Below are 23,103 nucleotides of genomic sequence, written 5' to 3'. Positions count from 1 at the left end.
ACTAAGGACACGCCTGGGCCCCGCATATCGGCCTCCCGGCCTCCTGTGGAGAGAAGAGATGAGCCACTATCCGCACCTTTTCAGTCCGTTGACCATCAACGGTATGACGTTAAAAAACCGCATTATTATGCCCCCTATGGGCACCAATATGGCCACGCTCAATGGCGAGGTGTCGCAGGAACAGCTGGAATACTACGAACTGCGGGCCAAAGGCGGCACCGGGCTTATCACCATCGAAAATATTTGTATTGATTTCTCCTTCGCCTCCAACGGCACCACCCAACTGCGCATCGATAACGATCAATATATTCCACGGCTGTTTAAATTAACCGAGACCCTGCATAAACATGGCGCCTGCGTATCCATTCAGTTAAATCATGCCGGCGCTTCCGCTTATGCCTACCGACTGGAAGGCCAGACGCCGCTCTCCTCTTCTACAACGCCGTCGAAGAAGCACGGTAATATTCCGCGTCCGATGACCCATGAGGAAATTTATCATGCGGTAGAGAAATTTGGTGACGCCGCGGAGCGCGTTCGGCGCGCAGGTTTTGACTGCGTCGAAATTCATGCCGGTCACTCCTATTTAATTAGCCAGTTTTTATCGCCGCTGTTTAATAAGCGCACTGATGAATTTGGCGGCAGCGTCGAAAATCGCACTCGGATACTGAGTCTGATTGTCGATAAGGTTCGCGCCTGCGTGGGGCCGCGTTTTCCGGTCAGTCTGCGCATCAGCGCCGACGACTTCCTCAAGGGCGGCAATACCCTCGAAGATTCCCTGCGTATTCTTGAGCTCTGCCAGGAGAAGGTCGATATCATCAACGTCTCTGCGGCGCAGAACGACAACCTGAATCTGCAAATCGATCAGATGTCGCTGGAGGATGGCTGGAAGCGCTATCTCTCCCGCGCGGTGCGCGATAAATTCCATAAACCCACGGTCATCGCCGGCAATATTCGCACTCCACAGGTAGCCGAAGATATCCTCGCCAGCGGCGATGCCGATCTTATCGCCATTGGCCGCGGTCTGATTGCCGAGCCGGAGTGGGTGCAGAAAGTGCAAGGCGGAAAAGAGCGACTGATGCGCAAATGTATCTCCTGCAACATCGGCTGCGCCGACCATCGCATCGCCCGCTCGCGCCCGCTGCGCTGTTCGATTAACCCGGATATTATTCACGGTGACGCCTATAAAATGCGGCGCGTGAATCGCGACACTAACGTGGTGGTCATCGGCGCCGGCACCGCCGGGATGGAAGCCGCCTGCACCGCGGCGGAAGTTGGTTGCCATACCTGGCTGCTGGAAGCGAAAAACCACGTCGGCGGCCTCGCCAGCGAAATCTCCCGCCTGCCGGAGAAAAAACGCATCGCTGATTTCCCGCAGTTTATGAAAAATCGTATCGCCTCGCTGGACAACCTGATGCTGCAGATCGGCAAGCGGGCCGACGTGGCTTCAGTTTCCGCCCTGCGTCCGCATCTGATTGTCAACGCCACCGGCTCAACGCCGCTGCTGCCGCCCATTGAAGGCTTGCGGGAAAACATTGACGTCGAGAACGGCAAGATCTTTTCCATTACCGGCATGATCGACAATCTGGCGAAATTTACCGATATCAAGGGCAAACGCATCGCCGTAGTCGGCGCCGGCGCCGTTGGCCTTGACGTTATCGAATACTTTACCGCTCGCGGCGCACAGGCGGTGCTAATCGAGATGCAGGACGCCGCCGGTCGCGATCTCGACATCATTACCAAAAATGCCATGTTGACCATGCTCGACGAGCACCAGGTCGAACAGCACATGAATACCCAACTGATGGCGGTCGCTGCCGACCATTTCCAGGTGAAAAATACACAGCAAACCTTCGATATTCCCTTCGACTACGGCTTTGTCTGTCTGGGGATGCGCGCCAACCGGACGGGTCTCGACGAGATCGAGCGCTGGGCCAATGCCAATAACGTCAAAATCATGAACATCGGCGACAGCGTGATGGCGCGACGCATTATCGATGGCGTCCGCGAAGGCCGCAACGTACTGGATGCACTGGAAGACATGGGTGCGCTGGGCAGCCGCGAAGCACAACGAATTCCCTTTCTAACTTATTGAGGATTTTTGTCATGGCAGAACGTATTACTGGACACACTGAGCTGATTGGCCTGATCGCCACCCCGATTCGTCACAGCATGTCGCCCACCATGCACAACGAGGCTTTCGCCCATCTCGGGCTGGACTACGTCTATCTCGCTTTTGAAGTCGGTAACCAGGAGCTAAAAGACGTGGTGCAGGGCTTCCGGGCGATGAAGCTGCGCGGCTTTAACGTCTCTATGCCGAACAAAACCGAGATTTGCCAGTATCTCGATAAACTGTCGCCGGCGGCACAGCTGGTCGGGGCGGTCAATACCGTGGTCAACGACGACGGCGTACTGACCGGACATATCACCGATGGCACCGGCTACATGCGCGCCCTTAGCGAAGCCGGTATCGATATCATCGGCAAGAAGATGACCGTACTCGGCGCCGGCGGCGCGGCAACGGCGCTCTGCGTCCAGGCAGCACTGGATGGTGTGAAGGCGATCTCCATCTTTAACCGTCGCGATAAATTCTTCGCTAACGCAGAAGAAACCGTGGCCAAGATCCGCCACAACACCGACTGCGAGATCCATCTGTTCGATCTCGACGATCATGACAAACTGCGCGCCGAAATTGACAGCAGCGTGATCCTGACCAATGCCACCGGGGTCGGCATGAAGCCGTTCGAAGGCCAGATGCTGCTACCTGACGACAGCTTCCTGCGTCCGGACCTGATCGTCTCCGACGTCGTCTACAACCCGCGCAAAACCCACCTGCTGGAAGTGGCCGAGAAAAAAGGCTGCCGCACGCTGAACGGCCTGGGGATGATGCTGTGGCAAGGCGCGCGCGCGTTCGAAATCTGGACGGGCAAACAGATGCCGGTTGATTACATCAAGAGCATTCTGTTCTAAGAGGCGAATGATGAAAAATAAATACATCCCTACTGCGGCAGGGCTGTATCTCAACTACCTGATCCACGGTATGGGGGTGCTGTTAATCACCCTCAACATGGCCCATCTTCAGGAACAGTGGGGAACAGACAAAGCCGGCGTATCGATCGTTATATCTTCGTTAGGTATTGGTAAGTTAGCGACCATCGTGACCGGATTTCTCTCGGATCGCTTCGGTCGCAAGCCCTTTATCTATCTTGGGATCCTGAGTTACCTGATCTTTTTCGTCGGCATCCTGCTGACCAAAAATATCTATCTGGCTTACGTGTTCGGCATTATGGCGGGCCTGGCGAACAGCTTCCTCGACTCCGGTACCTATCCGGCGCTGATGGAATCTTTCCCGCACTCTGCCAGCCGGGCCAACGTGCTGATCAAAGCCTTCGTCTCTGCAGGGCAGTTCCTGTTGCCGTTCATTATCAGCTTCCTGATATGGGCAAATCTGTGGTTCGGCTGGTCGTTCGTGATTGCGGCAGCGCTCTTTGTACTGAGCGGGATTTATCTGCTTAAAATGCCGTTCCCTGACAGCCAGGCGGCGAAAAAAGAGGAAGCCCCTACGGCACAGGCGGAAACAGCCGTCCAGCCACAGGCTAATAAGCTGGATATGGTGATCTTCACCCTGTACGGTTATATCGGCATGGCGACCTTCTATCTGGTCAGCCAATGGCTGGCGCAGTACGGCCAGTTCGTCGTCGGCCTGCCCTATGCCTCGGCGATTAAACTGCTTAGCATCTATACCGTCGGCTCGCTGGTCTGCGTCTTTGTAACTGCCGCCTTCGTCAAAGAGGTGTTTAGCTCGGCCATTGCGATGATTATTTATACTGGCCTGTCGATGATTTCGCTGCTGTTGGTGTGCCTGTTCCCGACGCCGATGATGGTGACCGGCTTTGCTTTTGTCATCGGCTTTGCCGCCGCTGGCGGAGTGCTGCAGCTGGGTGCGACAATCATGGCGATGAGCTTCCCGAACGGAAAAGGCAAAGCAACCGGCATCTTCTACACTGCCGGCAGTATCGCCAGCTTCACGATCCCGTTAATCACCGCAAAGCTTTCGCAGATCAGTATTGCCAGCATTATGTGGTTTGATTTTCTGATCGCCGTTATCGGCTTTGTGATCGCCCTGTACATCGGCTATCGTCAACTGCAGGCTCGGGCGGCGCAAAAAGTGTCACGCACCGCAGTCATCGCCTGAAGTACAACGCGAAAAATAATGGATACCTACATGACAAATGCAGTAACCGTAAAGAACATCACCTTTCAGGAAGGGGAAACCCTCATTTGTGTACCGCTGATCGGTAAAACCCTGGATGAGATACTGGGTAACGCCCACGGCCTGGTCGATGCCGGCGCTGATATTATCGAATGGCGCGTTGACCACTTTGCCCAGGTCAGAGAGATGGCCCAGGTGATGGCCGCGCTGGCGGAAATCCGTGGCGCGCTGAAAGCGCTTCCGCTGCTGTTTACCTTCCGCAGTAAGAAAGAAGGTGGCGAAACCGAGCTCAGCGACGAAGCCTATTTTGCGCTCAACCGCGAGGCCGCACGCAGTGGACTGGTTGATGTTATCGATATCGAACTGTTCAATGATGAAGCGCAGATCCGCGCGCTGGTTGACGATGCGCATGCCGCGGGCGTCAAGGTGATCATGAGTAATCATGATTTCCATAAGACTCCCGCTCAGGAAGATATTATCTATCGCCTGCGCCGCATGCAGGATCTGGGGGCCGATCTGCCGAAGATCGCGGTGATGCCGCAGTCGCCGCAGGACGTACTCACCTTGCTCGCCGCCACGCTGACCATGAAAGAGAAGTATGCGACGCGTCCGCTGATCACCATGTCGATGGGCAAATCCGGTGGCGTTAGCCGGGTCACCGGGCGCTTGTTCGGTTCGGCGATGACCTTCGGTACCGTTGGTCAGGCCTCCGCGCCTGGGCAGATCGCCATCGCTAAGCTGCGTGAAGTGATGGATATTCTCTCCTGATATCCGGATGGCCCGGAGGTCACATCCGGGCCATCCGTTAACAGATCTTCTGGCTATCGTGGATAACCACATTTTTAAATGACTCCAGCGCCGGAGAGAGCCCCTTGTCTTTCATGGTCGCCAGATAGATATAGCGGGGGGGGATGGTGTTTTTAATCTTCAGGATATGGACGTTGTAATAGGAGAGCGCGGTAATGCGCGGCATAATCGCGATCCCGTAGTCAATACTCACCAGCCCGGCCATCGCCGTATCCTCATCCACATAGCAGGCGATCTCCGGCACCAGCTTTTGCTGCATAAATACATTATCGATAAACGGACGTAAGCCGCTATTTTCTGAAAAATAGATATACGGATAATGAATCGTCTCCACCAGATCGACTTCATGTTCATATAGCCGGGCCAGCGGATGATCCTTTGCCGTGACCACCACCAGTTCCTGCTGGATCACCGGAATAAAATCGATATCGGGTTCATCGGCAATATAAGAGCAGATCGCCAGATCGACTTTTCCGGCCTTCAGCTCCTGCAACAGCGTCAGCGATGTCCCTTGAGTAAAAGAAAAAGTCACATTGTGACATTCAGGTGAAAGAGAATATTTATTAATTAACTGTGGAACAACATACTCCCCCATCGTGTAAATAAAGGCGATGCGAATATTCTCTTTATTCTCAGCGCCATTTTTTTGCAATATCATGCGTCCGTTCTCCAGCGAGGCCAGCGCATCTTCAACATACGGCAAAAAACGCTTGCCGTTTTGGGTAATTTTTACGTTCCGCCCCTGTCTGGCGAATAGCGCGACCCCTAACTCCTTCTCCAGCTCCGATATCGCGTGGCTTAGCGAGGGCTGGGTGATGCACAGACTGGAGGCGGCTTCGGTGTAATGCTCAGTTTCAGACAGACGTTTAAAATAATAAAGTTGCTTTAGGTTCATTATTTTTACCCGTATAATATAAGAATAAATGCACTGACGCTAATATACCATGCAAGCCACCAATAATGCGCATGAACGGGTAAATATCGGCGTTACATCAAATATTATTTGACGAAGGGCCTGAATGTGCCACAAGGCATTGCCATTCATAGATACTACCTATAGCTCCTTGAGATATTTTTGCATATTAGAATATATGCAAAAATATTTTAAACTTTAAAGGAACTCGCTATGAGTATGTCAAACTCTCAGGAAGTCCTCACTTCCACATCGGGGGCGAAAAAAAGAAGCCGCGTACGGATAGTTATTCTGCTGCTACTCTCCGTCGGAACGATGATCAATTATCTCGACCGTACCATCCTGGGTATTGTAGCGCCACAGTTAAGCAAAGAAATCCATATCGATCCGGCGATGATGGGCATCATCTTCTCCGCCTTCGCCTGGACTTATGCGCTGGCGCAGATCCCCGGCGGGATGTTTTTAGACCGCTTTGGCAACAAACTGACCTATGCCCTGTCAATTTTCTTCTGGTCGCTGTTTACCCTGCTGCAAAGTTTCACCCTCGGCCTAAAATCCCTGCTGCTTCTGCGCCTGGGACTCGGCGTCAGCGAAGCGCCCTGCTTTCCGGCCAACAGCCGCATCGTCAGCACCTGGTTCCCTCAGCATGAGCGCGCGCGGGCAACGGCAACATATACAGTTGGTGAATATATAGGGCTGGCCGCTTTCTCGCCGCTGTTATTTTTAATTCTCGAACATCATGGCTGGAGAACGCTTTTTTTCCTCACCGGCGGATTAGGTATTTTATTTACTTTAGTGTGGTGGCGTTTTTATCATGAACCGCATGAATCGCACACGGCTAATCAAGCGGAGCTGGAGTATATCGGCGCAAACAGCATTAACAATAAAATCCAGAACGTTCCATTTAACTGGCGTGACGCCAGACGCCTGCTGGGCTGTCGCCAGATCCTCGGCGCCAGCCTGGGTCAGTTCGCCGGCAACACCACACTGGTCTTTTTCCTGACGTGGTTTCCCAGCTACCTCGCCAACGAGCGCCATCTTCCATGGCTGCACGTCGGCTTCTTCGCCACCTGGCCCTTCCTTGCCGCCGCGATTGGCATCCTCTTCGGCGGCTGGATCTCCGACCGGTTGTTGAAGCGAACCGGCTCCGTCAACATCAGTCGAAAGTTACCAATAATTTCCGGTTTATTGCTGTCCAGCTGTATTATCGCGGCGAATTGGGTAAGCGCCAATAGCACCGTAATTATTATCATGTCGGTGGCTTTTTTTGGCCAGGGGATGGTCGGTCTGGGCTGGACCTTAATTTCGGATATTGCCCCGGAAAATATGGCAGGCCTCACCGGCGGCATATTTAATTTCTGTGCCAATATGGCCTCGATTATCGCACCACTGATAATTGGTGTGATTATTTCCGCCACGGGTAATTTCTTTTACGCGCTGATCTACGTCGGCCTGACGGCGCTGATTGGGGTGATTGCCTACATTTTTATCATCGGCGACATTAAGCGTATCGAACTCAAGTAGGCCTGGTCGCCCCGGCGATGCCGGGGCGAGTAGTCAGATATCCTTCACCTTGCTGGTCAAAAACAGCGTCACCAGCGAAATGGCCGCGATCGTCCAGTAGACGCTGGCGTGACCATAGCTCTGGGACAGCGCCCCCTGCATAACGCCGGCAAGGATCACGCCGGTGGAAATACTGTTGGTGAACAGGGTGGTCGCCGCTCCCGCCCGTCCCGGCATTAAATCCTGGAACCACAGCATGCCTATCCCGGCGATAATGCCGATAAAGATGGCATTGAACAGCTGCAGAGCCAGCAGCGCCGTGCGACCATGAAACAGGATCAGTCCGGCATAAAACAGCACGCCGGCGGCCACCGCCGCCACCATCATTTTACGTTTGCCAAAGCGCTTTACGTAGTAGCCGGCGAGGATCATCGCCGGTATCTCCAGCCCGGCGGCAGTGCCCATCAGGATCCCGGCCAGGCTGTCGGGAAGCCCGAGATCGCTGCTGATCCACAGCGGCATATCAATGATGTACATGGTGTTGCAGGTCCACATCAGGGTTGAGGCTATAAACAGCATACGCACGTTCTTGTCCTGCCAGCCGCCGGCCTGCGCTAGCGCCGCCGCCTCCTCCGAGGGCTGTTCCACACGCGGAACCGAAGGCAGTTTGATGGCAATCAGAGCGAGGCTAATGACAAAAATGCCCGCCGCAATGAAGAACATGGTGGTGAAGCCATAGTTGAGCGCCAGCATAAAGGCCAGCGGCGGGCCAATCACCCAAGCCAGCGACAGCTGGGCGCGCATGACCGAGCTGAACATCACCACTTCCCGCGCCGAGCTGTCGGCGTACTCCCGCGCCAGCGCGAAGAGCTGCGGCATGGCGGCGTTGGCAATGGATGCCAGCATCACGCCGCAGGTGATCAGCGTCAGATAGTGGCGGTTGAAGGCAAACAGCAGCGCATTACCCACCGCCATCAGACAGCAGAACATAATCAACCGCCGCCGGTCGCCGCGGCTATCGGAGCGCTTGGCCAGCCACAGGCTAACCAGGATCCCGGCGATGGCGTTTACGGTATAGAACAGGCCCACCCAGAACGGTTGCGCCCCCACTTCGCGGCTGAGAAACAAACTCAACGTCGGCGCCTGCAACGCGCCCGCCACGCCCATCATAAAAGCAACCAGCATAAAGGCGGCATAGACGCCGTTAAGCCGTCGTCCCAACGTCATCAACCACAGCATGGAATGTCCTTAACACACGCGAAGAAAACGAAAAAAGCCAGCAGAGGCTTTCTGCTGGCGGGTGATTCTATACTCTATGGATTTCATGCTGCAGGACAAAACGGTTAACCATTTTGCGCCGCGCTCGCGCTGGCCCTGAAAAGGTGAGTCCCGTAGAGGCGAATCACGCAGCCCGAACATACGGCCCAGGAAGCATCGACAGCGCACCTGCAGTTTGAAAAACGACGAGTATAACACCAATACTCAGTCACACATGATGTCTGCAAGTCAATGATCAGAGGTCGTTGACGTCACTCCCCACTGCATCAGTTCCCCCAGAATTTCCTGCTGTCGTCCTGCCATCAGGCGGGCCAGCCAGGACGCTTCCTGCGTCGCAGAAAAGTAGCGTTGGTAGAACGATTTTGCGGTAGACCTCATCATATTCACCTCCTCGCTTCATCGGGATTCATTATTGGCTTAATATAGGAAGTAATAAATTGCTGAGTTTTGCGCAGGAGTTCCCCTTTTATGTCTTCCGGCCGTCTGCAACAACAGTTCATTCGCCTATGGCAGTGCTGCGACGGCAAGTCGCAGGAGACCACCCTTAACGAGCTGGCGGAAATGCTGAGCTGCTCGCGCCGCCATATGCGCACCCTGCTCAATATGATGGAGTCCCGCGGCTGGCTGACCTGGGAAGCGGAGGCAGGCCGCGGCAAGCGTTCGCGGCTAACCTTTCTCTATACCGGCCTCGCCCTGCAGCAGCAACGTGCCGAAGATCTCCTTGAGCAGGATCGCATCGATCAGCTGGTGCAGTTGGTCGGCGATAAGGCTGCCGTCCGCCAGATGCTGGTCTCGCATCTCGGCCGCAGCTTCCGCCAGGGGCGGCACATCCTGCGCGTGCTCTACTATCGTCCGATGAAGAATTTGCTGCCCGGTAGCGCGCTGCGGCGTTCGGAAACGCATATTGCCCGGCAAATATTCAGCGCCTTGACGCGGGTAAATGAGGAAAATGGGGAACTGGAAGCCGATATTGCCCACCACTGGCAGCAGCTGACCCCCACCCACTGGCGCTTTTTCCTCCGTCCCGGCATCCATTTTCACCATGGCCGTGAGCTGGAGATGGCGGATGTGATCGCCTCTCTGCAGCGCAGCAATGCCCTGCCGCTCTATTCACATATCGAACGCATCGAATCGCCCACCGCCTGGACCCTGGATATTCATCTGCGCCAGCCCGACCGCTGGCTGCCCTGGCTGCTGGGGCAGGTGCCGGCGATGGTGCTGCCTCAGGAGTGGCAGACCATGAACCACTTTTCCTCCATGCCGGTCGGCACCGGCCCCTATGCCGTGGTGCGTAACAACCAGAATCAGCTCAAGATCCATGCCTTTGAGGACTATTTTGGCTACCGGGCGCTGATCGATGAGGTGAACGTCTGGGTGCTGCCGGAGATTAGCGAAGAGCCCAACGGCGGCCTGACGCTGCAGGGCAATACCGAAAGCGAAAAAGCGGTAGAGAGTCGCCTGGAAGAGGGCTGCTATTACCTGCTGTTCGACTCGCGAAGCCCGCTGGGGGCCAACGACGCGGTGCGCCGCTGGCTAAGTTATCTGTTTCAGCCCGCCAACCTGCTCTACCATGCGGGCGAACACTACCAGGGCAACTGGTTTCCCGCCTACGGCCTGCTGCCGCGCTGGCATCACGCCAGCAACCACGCCTGCGAGAAGCCGGCGGGGTTGGAGACAGTCACCCTTACCTACTACCGCGATCACGTCGAACATCGGGTGATCGGCGGGATCATGCGCGACCTGCTGGCGGCGCATCAGGTAAAGCTGGAGATCCAGGAGCTGGAGTACGATGCCTGGCATCGCGGCGAGGTGGTCAGCGATATCTGGCTCAACAGCGTGAACTTCACCTTACCGATCGAATTTTCGCTCTTCGCCTATCTGTACGAAGTCCCGCTGATTCAGCGCTGCATTCCCATTGACTGGCAGGCAGACGCCTGCCGCTGGCGAGCAGGAGAGTTTAATCCGGCCACCTGGAGCCAGCGGCTGCTGGCCGGGCAACATATCGTGCCGCTGATCCACCACTGGCTGATGATTCAGGGTCAGCGCAGTATGCGCGGCGTGAGGATGAATACCCTCGGCTGGTTCGATTTTAAATCCGCATGGTTTGCGCCGCCGGAGCCGTAAGCGCTTTCCGTCATCTGACAAAATCATTACACTAAGGCCGTTCTCAACGGGGTGCTAATAAACATACGCAATATCATTCAAGTTGCATCAAGGCAGCAAGCGGGTGAATCCCCTGGAGCATAGATAACTATGTGACTGGGGTGAACGCGCGAAGCTAACGCAGATGCGGCTTGAAGGATGAAGCGTATGGGCTGAGAAAATACCCGTCGAACCTGATCCGGATAACGCCGGCGAAGGGATTTGAGGCTCACTCAAAATCCTTTGCCACCCCTTTTTTCTGAGGTGCAAAGTGTTGAAAAAATTACTCCCGCTGCTGGCGCTGGTCGCCATGCCCGCTTTGGCTAAGCCTGTTCTTACCGTCTATACCTATGACTCCTTCTCTGCCGACTGGGGCCCCGGCCCGGCGGTCAAAAAAGCCTTTGAAGCGGAGTGCGGCTGCGAGCTGAAGTTCGTCGCGCTGGAAGATGGCGTTTCGCTACTGAATCGCCTGCGCATGGAAGGCAAAAACAGCAAGGCCGACGTCGTGCTTGGCCTTGATAACAACCTGCTGGAAGCCGCGGCGCAGAGTAAACTGTTTGCCAAAAGCAACGTACCCGCCAGCGCGGTCAGCGTGCCGGGCGGCTGGGATAATGACACCTTTGTTCCCTACGACTATGGCTATTTCGCCTTCGTCTATGACAAAAACAAACTGGCTAATCCACCGAAGAGCCTGAAAGAGCTGGTCGAGGGGCCGCAAAAATGGCGGGTCATCTATGAAGATCCGCGTACCAGCACCCCGGGACTGGGCCTGCTGCTGTGGATGCAAAAGGTCTATGGCGATCAAGCGCCCGAGGCCTGGCAGAAGCTGGCCGCGAAAACCGTTACCGTCACCAAAGGCTGGAGCGAAGCCTATGGCCTGTTCCTGAAAGGGGAAAGCGACCTGGTGTTGAGCTATACCACCTCGCCGGCCTACCACATGATTGAAGAGAAGAAAGACAACTATGCGGCGGCGAACTTCGCCGAGGGCCACTATCTGCAGGTCGAAGTTGCCGCGCGTACCGCCGCCAGCAAGCAGCCGGAACTGGCGGAAAAATTCCTCAAATTTATGGTATCTCCTGGCTTCCAGAACGCCATCCCTACCGGCAACTGGATGTATCCGGTGACCCAGGTCACCCTGCCGGCCGGGTTTGATACCTTGGTGAAGCCGCAGACCACCCTGTCCTTCACCCCGCAGCAAGTCGCCAGCGAGCGTCAAACCTGGATTAGCGCATGGCAACGCGCCGTCAGCCGCTAAATCTTCGCGGGCTGATGCCGGGCCTGTTCGCCGCTACGCTGCTGTGCGCTGTCGCGCTGGCGGCGTTTCTGGCGCTGTGGTTTAGCGCCCCCGGCGCGGGCTGGCAATCGGTCTTCAGCGATAGCTACCTGTGGCATGTGGTCCGCTTCTCCTTCTGGCAGGCGTCGCTGTCAGCGCTGATCTCGGTGGGACCAGCCATCTTTCTCGCCCGCGCGCTTTATCGGCGTCGCTTCCCGGGCCGTACGCTGCTGCTGCGCCTGTGCGCGATGACCCTGATCCTGCCGGTGCTGGTGGCGGTGTTCGGTATCCTCAGCGTCTATGGCCGCCAGGGCTGGCTGGCCTCACTATTTCACGCGCTCGGCTGGCAATGGGAGTTCTCGCCCTACGGTCTGCAGGGCATCCTGCTGGCGCACGTCTTTTTCAATATGCCGATGGCGACCCGCCTGCTGCTGCAGGCGCTGGAGAACATTCCCGGCGAGCAGCGGCAAATTGCCGCCCAGCTTGGCATGCGCGGCTATGCCTTCTTCCGCCTCGTCGAATGGCCGTGGCTGCGCCGGCACATTCCCGCCGTCGCCGCGCTGATTTTTATGCTCTGCTTCGCCAGCTTCGCCACCGTGCTCTCGCTGGGCGGCGGCCCGAAAGCCACCACGATCGAGCTGGCTATCTACCAGGCGCTGAGCTTTGACTACGATCCGGCGCGAGCGGCAATGCTGGCGCTGATCCAGATGCTCTGCTGCCTTGGGCTGGTGCTGCTTAGCCAGCGTCTGAGTAAAGCCGTCGCCATCGGCGTCAGCCATGTGCGCGGCTGGCGCGACCCTGACGATCGCCTGCATAGCCGCCTGAGCGACGGGTTGCTGATCGGCGCCGCCCTGCTGCTGCTGCTCCCGCCGCTGCTGGCGGTCATCGTCGACGGGATCAACCGTAATATGCTGGACGTGCTGGCGCAGCCAGCGCTCTGGCAGGCATTGAGCACCTCTCTACGCATCGCCATCGCCGCCGGGCTATTGAGCGTGACCCTGACGATGATGCTGTTATGGAGCAGCCGGGAGCTGCGCGCTCGCCAGCGGCCGTTGGCCGGGCAGGCAATGGAGCTGAGCGGCATGCTGATCCTTGCGATGCCGGGAATTGTGCTGGCGACCGGCTTCTTCCTGCTGCTCAATAACACTATCGGCCTGCCGGAGTCCGCCGACGGCATCGTCATCTTCACTAATGCCCTGATGGCGATCCCCTATGCGCTGAAAGTACTGGAAAACCCGATGCGCGACATTGCCGCCCGCTACAGCATGCTGTGCCAGTCGCTGGGTATTGAAGGCTTTGCCCGGCTGCGGGTGGTCGAGCTTCGCGCTCTCCGGCGCCCGCTGGCCCAGGCGCTCGCCTTCGCCTGCGTACTGTCGATTGGCGATTTCGGCGTGGTGGCGCTGTTCGGCAACGAGGCGTTCCGCACCCTGCCTTTCTATCTGTACCAGCAGATAGGCGCCTACCGCAGCCAGGACGGGGCCGTCACCGCCCTGCTCCTGCTGCTGCTCTGTTTCTTGTTGTTTACGCTGATTGAAAAACTTCCGGGGCGTGATGCTAAAACTCAATGATGTGACCTGGCTATACCAGCATCTGCCGATGCGCTTCACCCTCGACGTCGCGCGCGGGGAGCGCATCGCGGTGCTCGGTCCCAGCGGCGCCGGAAAGAGCACCCTGCTGAATCTAATCGCCGGGTTTCTGCCGCCCGCCAGCGGCAGCCTGCTGATTAACGGCGAGGCGCATAACGCGACGCCGCCGGCGCAGCGTCCGGTCTCGATGTTGTTTCAGGAGAATAACCTGTTTAACCATCTGACCATTCGACAAAATATCAGCCTCGGGATCCATCCAGGCCTTAAACTGAGCCGCGAGCAGCAGGCGCAGGTCACGGCGATAGCTGGACAGATGGGAATTGATGCGCTGCTGGAACGTCTGCCCGGCGAGCTCTCCGGCGGTCAGCGGCAGCGCGCGGCGCTGGCCCGCTGTCTGGTGCGCCAGCAGCCGGTGCTGCTGCTGGATGAACCCTTCTCGGCGCTCGATCCGGCGCTGCGCCAGGAGATGCTGTCCCTGGTCGCCGATGTCTGCGAGCAGCAGCAGCTCACCCTGCTGATGGTCTCCCACAGCGTAGAGGACGCCTCGCGCATCGCGCCGCGCTCGATGGTGGTCGCCGAAGGGCGCATTGTCTGGGATGGCGCCACCGCCGAGCTGTTAAGCGGCCACAGCAGCGCCTCGCATTTGATGGGGATCAGCGCGCGATGACTTTGTGCAGGATCGCCAGATAGACCGGCATCAGCGGATGGCGGAAGACAAATGTTAACGCTGTAGCCGCCAGCGCGACCATCAGCGGCGACAGCCACAGCAGTCGGCCGCGCGGCAGCCAGCGGGTCAGCCGATCGCCTGAGGTTTTCGCGCTCCGCCACAGCCGCCAGCACAGCCATCCCGCCAGCCAGGCCAGCAGCGCCGCCCCCAATAGCAGCCATTTAAAGCTGGCGCTGTTTTCATCAGCCGGAATATCAATCGCCGCCCCGGCGAGGATGCCCGGAAGGAAATAGAGCGGCGGCCAGAGCAGGCAGCCGATAATATTCGGTAGCACGAACTTGGCCACCGGCAGGTCGAGCATCCCGGCGACCATTGGCACCAGCGGACGCGTCGGTCCGACAAAGCGGCCAATCAGAATGGTGATCATGCTGTGCTGATGCAGCGCATGCTCGGTTTTCTCCAGCAGGGCGCGGTTTTTCTTCATAAACGACCAGCGGTGCAACGGCTTCTTAAAGCGCCAGCCGAGCCAGAATGAGATCCAGTCGCCCAGCAGGCAGCCGACAATCCCCGCCAGCCACGCCTGCCAGAAGTTAACTTCGCCGCCGCCGATGAGCGCCCCAAGGCCAGCCATCATCACCGTGCCGGGTAAGATAAGCCCCACCAGCGCCAGCGACTCGAGAAAGGCCACCAGCATCACGGCTAACAATGAGTAGACCGTGGATTGGGTAATAAAGTGTTCGAGCAATGCTTGCATAATGTACCCGGTTAAAAAACGAAGCCCGGATTCTCCGAAGCCATCGCGCCGTCGTCAAGCCATCAATTGTCTTAATAGTTTACTGGCTGTGACATTTAAGCGGGTCATCATTTCACTTTCTTTACTTTTTATTCACAACCCGCGCGGAATTCGCTCGGGCTGGCCCCGGTGCATTTTTTAAACACGCGGGAAAAATAGAGCTGATCTTCGAAGCCGACGTTGCGCCCAACGGTGGCGATCGGCATCCGCGTGGTGCTGAGCAACAGTTTGGCCTGGCTGATGCGCTGATCCTCCCGCCAGCCGAGGACGCTGACCCCCAGCTGCTGGCGGAACAGGTGCGACAGACGCGAGGGCGACAGGCAAACGTGTTGGGCGACGCTGGCGATATCAAAATGGCTGTCCGCCAGATGGTCGCTGATGTACTGGCAGGCGTCGCGCACCCGGTTGTCCAGCGGGGGATGCAGCGATTCGTTGATCGCCTCCATCCGCCGCAGCAGCAGCTGTTCCAGCAGGTTTATCGCCAACAGTTCGGAATAGCGCCCCGCCCCCTGCCCGGCATCAACGATCTGGCCGAACAGCTCGCCAAAGCGCGCCTGCCACTGTTCATCCGGACGGAAAAAGCCGGTCTGGGCAAAAATCGTTGGCCAGTTGAGCCACTCGTGCCAGTAGGCGCGCGGGCGGAAGTAGACCCACTGGTGATACCACTCGCTGGCGTCGGGATGGCGGCCATAGTGATGAATTTCCCCGGGCGGGAACAGCAGCATATCGCCCGGCCGGCAGACAAACTGTTCGCCGTGGTTGTTGATCACCCCCTCGCCGCGAATCGTCAGATTGAGAATATAGCCTTTCATACCCAGCGGGCGGTCGATAAAGAAATCCAGGTATCCCTGCGCCTCAATCGGCGTCAGGCCGGTAACCAGATGAGCGTTAAAAGAGTAGCCCGGCAGCAGCGGATCGTTTTGCGTTTCGGCCATACGCGTGGTTCTCCCCGAAGGTATCAGTGGCACCAATTGTCCATATTCATCATTTTATCGCTCTCGGCCCTGTCGCGACTGCGACGGCGGTGGGAATTTGGCGAAAAACCCGCACAGCAAGCGAAAAAAGCGCCAGTAGCGTGCATTCCACCGTGATATGCCGGGTAACAAAAGTGTCTATAAATACGGCAAAAAAGTCCACATCGAATATTTGCACGGCGTCACACTTTGCAAGGTAACAGCAAAATAATCCATAAGATTAGCGAATCCGGCCTGACGGATTTTGCCGGGGATATCTACTGTTGCTGCATGAATGATTTCTGCATGGAGTAACAAGATGGCAATTGCGATTGGCCTCGACTTTGGTAGTGACTCAGTCCGCGCTCTGGCGGTGGAATGCGCGTCCGGCGCAGAGCTGGCGACCAGCGTGGAGTGGTATCCGCGCTGGCGGGAAGGACAGTATTGCGATGGCGCTAACAACCGCTTCCGCCATCACCCGCGAGATTACATCGAGTCCATGGAAGCGGCGCTGAAAAGCGTGCTCGCTTCGCTGAGCGCCGAACAACGCGCCGACGTCGTGGGTATTGGCGTCGACAGCACCGGCTCAACTCCGGCTCCCGTCGATGCCGAGGGCAACGTGCTGGCGCTGCGCGAAGAATTCGCTGACAACCCTAACGCCATGTTTGTCCTGTGGAAGGATCACACCGCGGTCGAGGAAGCCGAGGCGATCACCCGCCTGTGTCATCAGCCGGGCAAAGAGGATTACTCGCGCTATATCGGCGGGATCTACTCCAGCGAATGGTTCTGGGCCAAAATCCTTCACGTCACCCGCGAAGATAGCGCCGTCGCCCAGGCAGCCGCCTCGTGGGTAGAGCTTTGCGACTGGGTGCCCGCCCTGCTCTCCGGTACTACGCGTCCGCAGGATCTGCGCCGCGGCCGCTGCAGCGCCGGACATAAATCGCTGTGGCATGAGAGCTGGGGCGGTCTGCCGCCGGCCAGCTTCTTCGATGAGCTTGATCCCATCATCAACCAGCATCTGGCCTGGCCGCTGTTCACCGATACCTGGACGGCCGATGTGCCGGTCGGCACGCTGAGCGCAGAGTGGGCCCAGCGCCTGGGTCTGTCGCAGAGTGTGGCCATCTCCGGCGGCGCCTTCGACTGCCACATGGGCGCCGTTGGCGCCGGCGCGCAGCCTAACGCGCTGGTGAAAGTCATCGGCACCTCCACCTGCGACATTCTGATCGCCGATAAAGAGAACGTCGGCGAGCGCACGGTCAAAGGCATCTGCGGCCAGGTCGACGGCAGCGTGGTTCCACACTTTATCGGCATGGAGGCAGGCCAGTCCGCCTTCGGCGATATTTACGCCTGGTTTGGCCGCATTCTCGGCTGGCCGCTGGAACAACTGGCTCAGCAGCAGCCGGCGTTGCGCGAGCAAATCAAAGCCAGTCAAAAACAGTTACTGCCGGCGCTCACCGAAGCCTGGGCCAACAATCCATCGCTGGAGCATCTGCCGGTGGTGCTCGACTGGTTCAACGGCCGCCGCACGCCGAATGCCAACCAGCGCCTGAAAGGGGTGATCACCGACCTTAACCTGGCCACCGACGCGCCGGCGCTGTTCGGCGGTCTGATCGCCGCCACCGCCTTCGGCGCTCGCGCCATTATGGAGTGCTTCACCGAGCAGGGGATCCCGGTTAACAACGTCATGGCGCTTGGCGGTATCGCGCGGAAAAACCAGGTCATCATGCAGGCCTGCTGCGACGTGCTGAACCGTCCGCTGCAGATTGTCGCCTCCGATCAGTGCTGCGCGCTGGGGGCGGCTATCTTCGCCGCCGTCGCCGCCGGCGTCTATGAGGATATTCCAGCCGCCCAACAGCGGATGGCAAGCCAGGTGGAAACTACCCTGCAGCCGCGTCCGGCGCAGGCACAGCGTTTCGAACAACTCTATCAGCGCTACCAGCAGTGGTCGGTCAGCGCGGAACAACACTATCTCCCTTCGGCTGCAAAGGCGGAAAAAGCCCCGCAATCTCAGGCAGCGCTCACCCATTAAGGATACGAAAATGACGATTTTTGATAACTATGAAGTATGGTTCGTTATTGGCAGCCAACATCTGTACGGCCCGGAAGCCCTGCGCCAGGTGACGAAGCATGCCGAACATGTGGTGAACAGCCTGAATGCGGAAGCCAAACTGCCGTGCAAACTGGTCCTTAAGCCGCTGGGCACCACCCCGGACGAGATCACCCATATCTGCCGCGACGCCAACTACGATGACAAATGCGCCGGGTTAGTGGTCTGGCTGCATACCTTCTCGCCGGCAAAAATGTGGATCAACGGCCTGACCATCCTCAATAAGCCGCTGCTGCAGTTCCATACTCAGTACAACGCCGCGCTGCCGTGGGACAGCATCGATATGGACTTTATGAACCTGAACCAGACCGCGCACGGCGGCCGCGAGTTCGGCTTCATCGGCGCCCGCATGCGCCAGCAACACAGCGTGGTCACCGGCCACTGGCAGGATAAAGAGGCCCACCAGCGTATCGGCGGCTGGATGCGTCAGGCGGTCTCCAAACAGGATACCCGTCATCTGAAAGTGTGCCGTTTCGGCGATAACATGCGCGAAGTGGCGGTGACCGACGGCGATAAAGTCGCGGCGCAGATTAAGTTTGGCTTCTCGGTGAACACCTGGGCGGTCGGCGATCTGGTGCAGGTGGTGAACAGCATCAGCGACGGCGATATCAGCGCCCTGGTCGATGAATATGAGAGCAGCTACCGTCTGACCCCGGCAGCGCAGGTTCACGGCGAGAAGCGCCAGAACGTGCTGGACGCCGCGCGCATTGAGCTGGGGATGAAACGCTTCCTCGAACAGGGCGGTTTCCACGCCTTTACCACCACCTTTGAAGATCTCCACGGCCTGAAACAGCTCCCGGGTCTCGCCGTACAGCGCCTGATGCAGCAGGGCTACGGCTTTGCCGGCGAGGGCGACTGGAAAACCGCCGCTCTGCTTCGCATCATGAAGGTGATGTCAACTGGTCTGCAGGGCGGCACCTCCTTTATGGAGGATTACACCTACCACTTCGACAATGGTAACGATCTGGTGCTCGGCTCGCACATGCTGGAAGTGTGCCCGACGATCGCCACCGCCGAGAAACCGATCCTCGACGTTCAGCCGCTGGGCATCGGCGGCAAAGCGGATCCAGCGCGCCTGATCTTCAATACTCAAACCGGCCCGGCGATCGTCGCCAGCCTGATCGACCTGGGAGACCGCTTCCGTCTGCTGGTCAATACCATCGAAACCGTCCCAACGCCGCACGATCTGCCGAAGCTGCCGGTGGCCAACGCCCTGTGGAAAGCGCAGCCGGATCTGCGTACCGCGTCGGAAGCCTGGATCATCGCCGGCGGCGCGCACCATACCGTCTTCAGCCATGCGCTGAACCTCGACGATATGCGCCAGTTCGCCGAGCTGCATGATATCGAGCTGACCGTCATCGACAACGATACCCGTCTGCCGTCCTTCAAGGACGCGCTGCGCTGGAATGAAGTGTATTACGGTTCAAAACGCTAAGAGGCCGTCCCCTCACCCTTCCCCTCCCCCCGTTGGGGAGAGGGGACCGACCGGGCGCCATGCCGCCTTTCTCCCTCTCCCGCCGGGAGAGGGTCGGGGTGAGGGATACCCGACTCGCCTGCTATTCGGAGCACACTATGTTAGAAGATCTTAAACGCCAGGTGCTGGAAGCTAACCTGGCTCTGCCAAAGCATAATCTGGTGACCTTAACCTGGGGCAACGTCAGCGCCGTCGACCGCGAGAAAGGGGTGTTCGTGATCAAACCCTCCGGCGTGGATTACCGCGTGATGACCGCCGACGATATGGTGGTGGTCAGTCTGGAGAGCGGCGAAGTGGTAGAGGGTAATAAAAAGCCCTCGTCGGATACCCCGACCCATCGCCTGCTGTATCAGGCTTTCCCGACGCTGGGCGGCATTGTGCATACCCATTCGCGCCACGCCACCATCTGGGCGCAGGCCGGGCAATCTATTCCCGCGACCGGCACTACCCATGCCGACTACTTTTATGGCCCGGTGCCCTGCACCCGGTTAATGACTGATGCGGAGATCAACGGCGACTATGAGTGGGAAACCGGCAACGTGATTGTCGAAACCTTCCGCCAGCAGCGAATCGACCCGGCGCAGATGCCCGGCGTGCTGGTCCATTCCCACGGCCCGTTCGCCTGGGGCAAGAACGCCGAAGACGCGGTGCATAACGCCATCGTGCTGGAAGAGATCGCCTATATGGGGATTTTCTGCCGCCAGCTGGCGCCGCAGCTGCCGGCTATGCAGCAGACCCTGCTGGATAAGCACTATCTGCGTAAGCATGGGGCCAAAGCCTACTACGGCCAATAATCACCCTGCTCGCGCTGCGCTTAGCAGGGCCAGGGCTCTGCGCCATCTGGTAGCCTGGATAAGGCGCAAGCCGCAATCCGGGGCAACATTAGCGCCGAACACCTGTATAAAACCCCAGCGCCCCTCATGAAACCAGGCTATAATCAGGCCTGGTTTTTTATCGGCGAGAATACCCGTGACCCAGCCACGAGCAGGATTTTTACTCACCCGTCACTGGCGGGACACTCCGCAGGGCACCGAGCTCTCCTTCTGGCTGGCCACCGACGACGGTCCGCTGCAGGTCACCCTCCCGCCGCAGGAGTCCGTCGCCTTTATTCCCGAAGCGCAGCGGGCGCAGGCTGAACGGCTGCTGCAGGGGGAGAAAGGGCTCCGCTTCGCCCCGCTGGCCCTGAAAGATTTCCACCGTCAGCCGATTGTTGGACTCTACTGCCGCGCCCATCGCCAGTTGATGCGTCTGGAGAAGATGCTCAGCGACAGCGGCGTCACCGTTTACGAAGGCGATATCCGCCCGCCGGAGCGCTATCTGATGGAGCGCTTTATCACCGCCCCGGTGTGGGTGGAAGGCGAAACGCGCGGCTCGCAGCTGGTCAACGCGCGCATGAAGCCGAACCCTGACTATCGTCCGCCGCTGAAATGGGTGTCGCTGGATATCGAAACCAGCCGCCACGGCGAGCTGTACTGCATCGGTCTGGAAGGCTGCGGCCAGCGGGTGGTCTACATGCTGGGCCCCGAACCGGAAACGCCGCCAGATGTCGACTTCGAGCTGGTCTTCATCGCCAGCCGTCCCCTGCTGCTGGAAAAGCTTAACGCCTGGTTTGCCGAACACGACCCCGACGTGCTGATCGGCTGGAACGTAGTGCAGTTCGATCTGCGCGTTCTGCAAAAGCACGCCGAACGCTATCGTATCCCGCTGCGGCTCGGCCGCGGCAACAGCGAGCTGGAGTGGCGTGAGCACGGCTTTAAGAACGGCGTCTTTTTCGCCCAGGCCAACGGGCGGCTGATTATCGACGGCATCGACGCGCTAAAATCGGCGTTCTGGAATTTCTCCTCCTTTTCGCTGGAGGCGGTGGCCCGCGAGCTGCTGGGAGAAGGCAAAGCCATCGACAACCCATGGGATCGGATGGATGAGATCGAGCGCCGGTTTCATGAAGACAAACCGGCGCTGGCCATCTATAACCTGCAGGATTGCGAGCTGGTGACGCGGATCTTCCACAAAACGGAGATCATGCCGTTTTTGCTCGAACGAGCGACGGTCAACGGTCTGCCCGCCGACCGCCACGGCGGCTCGGTCGCCGCCTTCAGCCATCTCTATTTCCCGCGCATGCACCGCCTGGGCTACGTGGCGCCGAATCTCGGCGACGTACCGCCGCAGGCGAGCCCCGGCGGCTACGTGATGGACTCCCGCCCCGGCCTGTATGACTCGGTGCTGGTGCTGGACTATAAAAGCCTGTATCCGTCGATTATTCGTACCTTTTTAATCGATCCGGTCGGCCTGGTTGAAGGGCTGGCGCAACCCGATGATCAGCACAGTATCGAGGGCTTCCTCGGCGCCCGCTTCTCGCGAGATAAGCACTGCCTGCCGGGGATTGTCAGCCAGATCTGGCACGGCCGGGATGAAGCCAAACGCCAGCACAATAAGCCGCTCTCCCAGGCGCTGAAGATCATTATGAACGCCTTTTACGGCGTGCTGGGGACCAGCGCCTGCCGCTTCTTCGACCCGCGTCTCGCCTCGTCGATCACCATGCGCGGCCATGCGATCATGCGCCAGACTAAAGCGTTAATTGAAGCCAAAGGCTATGACGTTATCTACGGCGATACCGACTCCACCTTCGTCTGGCTTAAGCGCCCGCACAGCGAAGCCCAGGCGGCGGAGATCGGCCGCGAGCTGGTCAGCGATGTCAACGCCTGGTGGGCGCAGGAGCTTAGCAAAAGCCAGCTTACCAGCGCCCTGGAGCTGGAGTATGAAACCCACTTCTGCCGCTTTTTAATGCCGACGATCCGCGGCGCCGATACCGGCAGCAAGAAGCGCTATGCCGGGATGATTCAGGAGGGCGATGCCCAGCGCATGGTGTTTAAGGGGCTGGAAACGGTGCGTACCGACTGGACGCCGCTGGCCCAGCAGTTTCAACAAGAGTTATACCTGCGCATCTTCCGCAACCAGCCGTATCAGGATTATGTGCGGGAGACTATCGCCAGGCTGATGAACGGCGAGCTCGACGAACAGCTGGTTTATCGCAAACGCCTGCGCCGGCCGCTGGCGGAGTATCAGCGCAACGTACCGCCGCACGTGCGCGCCGCCCGGCTTGCCGATGAACACAACCTGAAGCTTGGGCGGGCGCAGCAGTATCAGCAGCGCGGCACCATCAAATACGTCTGGACCACCAGCGGCCCGGAGCCGGTGGATTACCAGCAGTCGCCGCTCGATTACGATCACTATTTAACAAAGCAGTTGCAGCCGGTGGCGGAAGGGATCCTGCCCTTCGTCAACGATGACTTTGCTACAATAGTGACAGGACAGTTGGGGCTATTTTGATTTTTTGTCACCCATTCCACGGGCACGAAAGCCTAAAAATGAAGCGTGAGGAGAACGTGACGAACGTTCT

At 58.3% G+C, this 23,103-nt stretch carries 18 protein-coding genes and 1 riboswitch; of the genes, 13 read left to right on the top strand and 5 right to left on the bottom strand.

Going from position 1 to position 23,103, the window contains the following annotated elements:
- Positions 1 to 58: 58 nt before the first annotated feature.
- The 4 genes from BHE81_RS00975 to aroD are packed head-to-tail and all read left to right on the top strand — an operon-like array spanning position 59 to position 4,978.
- The gene (locus tag BHE81_RS00975; protein ID WP_032738430.1) at positions 59 to 2,092 is read left to right on the top strand and encodes an FAD-dependent oxidoreductase; all 2,034 of its coding nucleotides are present in this window, start codon (positions 59 to 61) and stop codon (positions 2,090 to 2,092) included.
- 11 nt (positions 2,093 to 2,103) lie between these two features.
- Positions 2,104 to 2,967: a shikimate dehydrogenase gene (locus tag BHE81_RS00970; protein WP_002888460.1), complete on the top strand. Its 864-nt coding sequence runs from the start codon at positions 2,104 to 2,106 to the stop codon at positions 2,965 to 2,967.
- 10 nt (positions 2,968 to 2,977) lie between these two features.
- Entirely contained in the window at positions 2,978 to 4,192 is a 1,215-nt protein-coding gene (locus BHE81_RS00965; RefSeq protein ID WP_073545777.1) for an MFS transporter, read from the top strand.
- A gap of 30 nt (positions 4,193 to 4,222) precedes the next feature.
- Entirely contained in the window at positions 4,223 to 4,978 is a 756-nt protein-coding gene (gene aroD, locus BHE81_RS00960; protein ID WP_004177420.1) for a type I 3-dehydroquinate dehydratase, read from the top strand.
- A gap of 37 nt (positions 4,979 to 5,015) precedes the next feature.
- Here aroD and BHE81_RS00955 read toward each other — a convergent pair whose 3' ends face one another.
- Positions 5,016 to 5,912: a LysR family transcriptional regulator gene (locus BHE81_RS00955; protein WP_002888455.1), complete on the bottom strand. Its 897-nt coding sequence runs from the start codon at positions 5,910 to 5,912 to the stop codon at positions 5,016 to 5,018.
- A gap of 231 nt (positions 5,913 to 6,143) precedes the next feature.
- Between BHE81_RS00955 and BHE81_RS00950 the strand changes: the two genes are divergently transcribed.
- Entirely contained in the window at positions 6,144 to 7,454 is a 1,311-nt protein-coding gene (locus tag BHE81_RS00950) for an MFS transporter (protein WP_023279289.1), read from the top strand.
- A 33-nt stretch (positions 7,455 to 7,487) separates the two neighbouring features.
- Here the strand turns inward: BHE81_RS00950 and BHE81_RS00945 are convergent, their stop codons facing one another.
- Positions 7,488 to 8,672 (bottom strand): sugar efflux transporter, encoded by a 1,185-nt coding sequence (locus BHE81_RS00945; RefSeq protein WP_023342995.1) that lies wholly within the window; start codon positions 8,670 to 8,672, stop codon positions 7,488 to 7,490.
- A 267-nt stretch (positions 8,673 to 8,939) separates the two neighbouring features.
- The gene (gene sgrT / locus BHE81_RS00940; RefSeq protein WP_002888448.1) at positions 8,940 to 9,092 is read right to left on the bottom strand and encodes a glucose uptake inhibitor SgrT; all 153 of its coding nucleotides are present in this window, start codon (positions 9,090 to 9,092) and stop codon (positions 8,940 to 8,942) included.
- Positions 9,093 to 9,179: 87 nt separating this feature from the next.
- On the opposite strand from sgrT, the gene sgrR reads away from it, so the two are divergent.
- From sgrR to thiQ, 4 genes are all read left to right on the top strand, one after another.
- The gene (gene sgrR / locus BHE81_RS00935) at positions 9,180 to 10,835 is read left to right on the top strand and encodes an HTH-type transcriptional regulator SgrR (RefSeq protein ID WP_004145968.1); all 1,656 of its coding nucleotides are present in this window, start codon (positions 9,180 to 9,182) and stop codon (positions 10,833 to 10,835) included.
- Between the two features lie 37 nt (positions 10,836 to 10,872).
- A riboswitch (TPP riboswitch) is annotated at positions 10,873 to 11,092 on the top strand.
- A 32-nt stretch (positions 11,093 to 11,124) separates the two neighbouring features.
- On the top strand, positions 11,125 to 12,108 hold the full coding sequence (gene thiB, locus BHE81_RS00930) for a thiamine ABC transporter substrate binding subunit (protein WP_004147041.1): 984 nt from the start codon (positions 11,125 to 11,127) through the stop codon (positions 12,106 to 12,108).
- Positions 12,084 to 13,694 (top strand): thiamine/thiamine pyrophosphate ABC transporter permease ThiP, encoded by a 1,611-nt coding sequence (thiP, locus tag BHE81_RS00925; protein ID WP_004147039.1) that lies wholly within the window; start codon positions 12,084 to 12,086, stop codon positions 13,692 to 13,694. The genes thiB and thiP overlap by 25 nt, the downstream gene beginning before the upstream one ends.
- Positions 13,678 to 14,379: a thiamine ABC transporter ATP-binding protein ThiQ gene (thiQ, locus tag BHE81_RS00920; RefSeq protein ID WP_023342997.1), complete on the top strand. Its 702-nt coding sequence runs from the start codon at positions 13,678 to 13,680 to the stop codon at positions 14,377 to 14,379. The genes thiP and thiQ overlap by 17 nt, the downstream gene beginning before the upstream one ends.
- Here thiQ and BHE81_RS00915 read toward each other — a convergent pair.
- On the bottom strand, positions 14,366 to 15,133 hold the full coding sequence (locus BHE81_RS00915) for a DedA family protein (RefSeq protein WP_002888373.1): 768 nt from the start codon (positions 15,131 to 15,133) through the stop codon (positions 14,366 to 14,368). The genes thiQ and BHE81_RS00915 overlap by 14 nt on opposite strands.
- Positions 15,134 to 15,261: 128 nt before the next feature.
- Entirely contained in the window at positions 15,262 to 16,107 is an 846-nt protein-coding gene (araC, locus tag BHE81_RS00910) for an arabinose operon transcriptional regulator AraC (protein WP_004145972.1), read from the bottom strand.
- 337 nt (positions 16,108 to 16,444) lie between these two features.
- Here araC and araB point away from each other — a divergent pair, with 337 nt between their 5' ends.
- From araB to polB, 4 genes are all read left to right on the top strand, one after another.
- Entirely contained in the window at positions 16,445 to 18,154 is a 1,710-nt protein-coding gene (gene araB, locus BHE81_RS00905; RefSeq protein ID WP_023342998.1) for a ribulokinase, read from the top strand.
- 10 nt (positions 18,155 to 18,164) lie between these two features.
- Entirely contained in the window at positions 18,165 to 19,667 is a 1,503-nt protein-coding gene (gene araA, locus BHE81_RS00900; RefSeq protein ID WP_004177424.1) for an L-arabinose isomerase, read from the top strand.
- A gap of 137 nt (positions 19,668 to 19,804) precedes the next feature.
- The gene (araD, locus tag BHE81_RS00895; RefSeq protein WP_016531719.1) at positions 19,805 to 20,500 is read left to right on the top strand and encodes an L-ribulose-5-phosphate 4-epimerase; all 696 of its coding nucleotides are present in this window, start codon (positions 19,805 to 19,807) and stop codon (positions 20,498 to 20,500) included.
- A gap of 175 nt (positions 20,501 to 20,675) precedes the next feature.
- Positions 20,676 to 23,033: a DNA polymerase II gene (gene polB, locus BHE81_RS00890; protein ID WP_023342999.1), complete on the top strand. Its 2,358-nt coding sequence runs from the start codon at positions 20,676 to 20,678 to the stop codon at positions 23,031 to 23,033.
- The last annotated feature ends 70 nt before the right edge of the window (positions 23,034 to 23,103 follow it).

This window comes from Klebsiella sp. AqSCr (assembly GCF_008452795.1).
GTDB lineage: Bacteria > Pseudomonadota > Gammaproteobacteria > Enterobacterales > Enterobacteriaceae > Klebsiella > Klebsiella pneumoniae.
This window is presented reverse-complemented; position numbering and strand designations above follow the sequence as displayed.